This is a genomic window from Thermoflexus hugenholtzii JAD2, from assembly GCF_900187885.1.
In the GTDB taxonomy this organism is placed as follows: Bacteria; Chloroflexota; Anaerolineae; order Thermoflexales; family Thermoflexaceae; genus Thermoflexus; species Thermoflexus hugenholtzii.
Genome location: NZ_FYEK01000030.1, coordinates 1 through 1985, shown reverse-complemented (window position 1 = coordinate 1985; position 1985 = coordinate 1). Strand labels below are relative to the sequence as shown.

4 protein-coding genes and 1 pseudogene are annotated in these 1985 nt (G+C 56.3%); all 5 read left to right on the top strand.

Features of this window, described 5'->3' with window-relative positions; all coding sequences use genetic code 11:
- The first annotated feature begins 127 nt into the window (after positions 1-127).
- Positions 128-472 (top strand): hypothetical protein, encoded by a 345-nt coding sequence (locus tag CFB18_RS15620; protein WP_200808145.1) that lies wholly within the window; start codon positions 128-130, stop codon positions 470-472.
- Positions 408-722 carry a winged helix-turn-helix domain-containing protein gene (locus CFB18_RS16535; protein WP_407084007.1) on the top strand — a complete coding sequence of 105 codons (315 nt, stop codon included), beginning with the start codon at positions 408-410 and terminating at the stop codon, positions 720-722. The genes CFB18_RS15620 and CFB18_RS16535 overlap by 65 nt, the downstream gene beginning before the upstream one ends.
- A gap of 78 nt (positions 723-800) precedes the next feature.
- Positions 801-1007 carry a DUF2281 domain-containing protein gene (locus tag CFB18_RS08980; protein ID WP_088571480.1) on the top strand — a complete coding sequence of 69 codons (207 nt, stop codon included), beginning with the start codon at positions 801-803 and terminating at the stop codon, positions 1005-1007.
- A gap of 3 nt (positions 1008-1010) precedes the next feature.
- Positions 1011-1409, top strand: a complete 399-nt coding sequence (locus tag CFB18_RS08975; RefSeq protein ID WP_088571479.1) for a type II toxin-antitoxin system VapC family toxin — start codon at positions 1011-1013, stop codon at positions 1407-1409.
- 314 nt (positions 1410-1723) lie between these two features.
- Positions 1724-1924: pseudogene (locus CFB18_RS16530) on the top strand (hypothetical protein); the annotation flags it as partial.
- Positions 1925-1985 lie beyond the last annotated feature (61 nt).

Sequence of the window (1985 nt, the reverse complement as noted above, 5' to 3'; positions counted from 1 at the left end):
TCGAGGCTCCCCAGGAGGTCGCCGCCTAATGCGAAAGTCCACACCTCTTGACGAAACCTCTTCGGGATAGTGCGGGTGGTCAAAGCACCTCATGAGTAGTAAAATGAGGTAGTAAGGGAGCGCCATCATGGACAGGAATGAGGTGCACATTGCCTTTGAAATCCTGCTTGAGGAGATCGAGCAGGTTGCCAATGGCATTAACGAGGCTGTGGCCAAGGCCTTCCAGAAAGGGGCTTACGATGAAGCTCGTCGGATGATTGAAATTGCGGTCCGGCTGGCCGAGTTCCACGAAAGGGTTAAGATGCTTCAAAACGAGTGGAGAAATGTCTTCACTGGTTATGCTTCGGAGAAAAAAATGAGCAGAAGACGTCCGGAGAGACTTAAGAAAGGATTGAGAACCAGCGAAGATGCCTTTCGGAGGCCGATCCTGGAAGCTCTACGTGGAATTGGGAGGGCGAGCGGAGATGTCTAAAGTGTTGGATCTTGTGGAGAAAAAGGCGCAGGGAATCTTGAACGATTATGACCGTCGGCCTTTACCTTCGAATCCTAAGATCATCCGTTGGCGCAACACGGCGCAGTGGTGTCGGAATACGATGGCCCGAGAAGGGCTGTTGAAGAGCGACTCGCCTCGGGGCATCTGGGAGATCTCAGAACGAGGACGGAAGGCGCTTCAGGAGGGCAAGGTGTCAAAATGCCCCTGCTCATTGACACCCCGTCCTTGACTTGCCCTTTGGAGAGCCGCATGCACCGAAGGCGAAGGGTGTTCAAGGTGAGGAAATGCACCATCTGGAGGTGAGGCCATGAAATCCCTGGAGGAGTTGATTCGGGAGCTGCCGCCGGATCTCAGGAAAGAGGTGGAGGATTTCGCACGCTTTCTTCTGGAGCGTCGGAAGGCTGCCCATGGGAAACCCATCCGGCAGAGCTGGGCCGGTGCCTTGCGCGAGTTCAAGGACCGGTTCACCGCCCTGGAGTTGCAGAAAAAGGCCCTGGAATGGCGAGGCGACTGAGCCATGTACCTTGTGGACACCAACATCTGGCTCGAGCGCTTGCTCGACCAGGAGCAATCGGAGGTCATCGGGCGGTTCTTGGAACAGGTCCCATCGGACCAGCTCGCCATCACGGATTTCGCTCTGCACTCCATCGGCATCATCCTCTGCCGGCTCGGTCGCCTGGACGCCTTCCGCCTCTTCGTGCAGGAGGTCTTCATCGATGGCGCTGTGACGGTCATTCATCTGGAACCCACAGACCTGCCAGCCGTGCTCGAAGTCATGGAGCGGTTCAACCTGGACTTCGATGACGCCTATCAATACATCGCTGCGGAGAAGCACGCTCTCACTTTGGTAAGCCTGGACGCCGACTTCGACCGCACGCCTGCAGGGAGGAAAACACCGCAACAGATTGTGACTTGAGTTGAATGCCATGAACTCGCCCTTCGAAAAGCACAATTGTTACTGGGCATATCCTGCAGGTGATCGAAGCCTCGAAAACTCTAACAAGGAGGTTAAGAGAAGCTGCTGCCGAACATAACGCCTTTAATATTGCTCGGTGTGTACCTGCCCATAGTGGATCCTGCAAATGTTGCCGCTTATTGCCGGGAGGCCAAGCGCGCCCTTAGTGCCCTCAAGCTGCGCTTTGCCTGGTACTACTGTGTGGAGCACCACAAGCGGTTTACCGGGGAAGAGTTGGATCAGTACATTCTGCTGTGTGAGGAATTTATTGACAAGGCATAGCGTCCGGAGTTCTCTTCCGCACGGTGCGCCCCTGTGTGGGCACGACCAAAGGTTACGTCAGCCACGTAGTGCTCGATGCACCTAAGTGGGAACCCAGTGTGGCGTATCAGCTCGAGCGGATGCCGGAGGTGATCGCCTATGCCCGCAACGACCACCTGGACTTCACCATCGATGCTCCGGGCTGTGGCGCACGCGCCCAGCCGGAAGGAAGCAGATCACCAGCGGCAGGCCTTCGAGGCGTGGTGCCAAAGGCAG